Annotated in this window: 1 protein-coding gene and 1 pseudogene; one reads left to right on the forward strand and one right to left on the reverse strand. The window is 64.2% G+C overall.

The genetic code is table 11. From position 1 onward, the window contains the following. Positions 1-391 precede the first annotated feature (391 nt). Positions 392-679, forward strand: a complete 288-nt coding sequence (locus U9980_RS16000; protein ID WP_322768650.1) for an energy transducer TonB — start codon at positions 392-394, stop codon at positions 677-679. Positions 680-781: 102 nt separating this feature from the next. Here the strand turns inward: U9980_RS16000 and U9980_RS16005 are convergent. Next, positions 782-1,139: pseudogene (locus tag U9980_RS16005) on the reverse strand (protein-L-isoaspartate(D-aspartate) O-methyltransferase); the annotation flags it as partial.

Consider the following 1,139-nt stretch of genomic DNA (forward strand, 5'->3'; position numbering starts at 1 on the left):
TGAGCACTCATAGTCATCAGCGACGGTTCCGGTCGGGCTGAGGTCCTCTCCCCGGACCTTTATGCCCTCCTCAACATCCAAATAAAGATCGTGGACAACCGGCGGGGCGAACCCCTGCGGCTCGCCTGACCGGAACCATTGATCACATCGAAGCCCTGAACGCGACCGAATCCGCGCACCCACAAGAGCTGGCGCCATAGCGCCCCACTTCGTGGGTCTCGCAGGTCACGGGCGTGCCGTTTCTCGTTGATCTCACCGTCTCGCCGTAATGGATCTTCCGATGGGCGGTTCCCGGATCGAACGCCGGAACGGCAGCGACCCGGAGTCGGTGGGCCAACACCAACCCCGGGTCTTGATCCCCAACCCTGCACAGACAGGAGTGGAGAGACCCATGGACACAATCCCAAACAGTCGCCGATCCGGTCCTACCGGGTCGCATTTCAACGGCCTGCTGATGGCACATCCGGCGGAACGGGCGCGCGTCGAACTGCCCCAGCCCGGCCCGGACCTGTTCATCCTGCGACCCTCGCTCGTCCTACCCGCCGGCGTACAGATCTGCGTGGACCTCGCCAGCGGGGACGCGGACGCGGCCACCTGGTGGTCATCCCTCGCGGTAGAAGCGACCTATGCCTCTGTCTGGCACAAAAAGTGCAACCGCAGCGGGCCAGACCCGCGATGACCACCGTCGCTGCCGCCTGCGCGCGCTGACCGGTTGAATCCGCCCGCCCTTGAAACCGTAAAGATAATTGGCGACGATTTTTCTTCGGTGCGTCCGTTCAGGTCAGACGGCTCGCCGCTTCATGGATGGGAGCGGGTGTTGCGGGGTGTCGAGCCAGAACGTCTGCTCGTCAGGGGTGACGGTGATGCCGACGCGGGTGTGATCGGGCCTGCCGGCGTCGATCCACCAGCGGTAGGCGCTCTCAAGCTCGTCCCACAGGCGGCGAGGGCCATACTGCTGAATGGTGTAGTGGGCGCTGTTGTGGGTTGCGGGAGTGAGAGCGGCCCATGATTGGGTGTCGGCGTGGAAGAGGCGCAGGGACTCGATGTTGTCGCGCCGGGTGTGGCCGGTCGTGCATTCGGGGAGGATCGAGCCGATAGCGACGGCAGCGTCAAACTGATTGAAGGGCTCGTGTGGGTAA

It is taken from the genome of Protofrankia sp. Cr1 (genome assembly GCF_963555865.1).
In the GTDB taxonomy this organism is placed as follows: Bacteria; Actinomycetota; Actinomycetes; order Frankiales; family Frankiaceae; genus Protofrankia.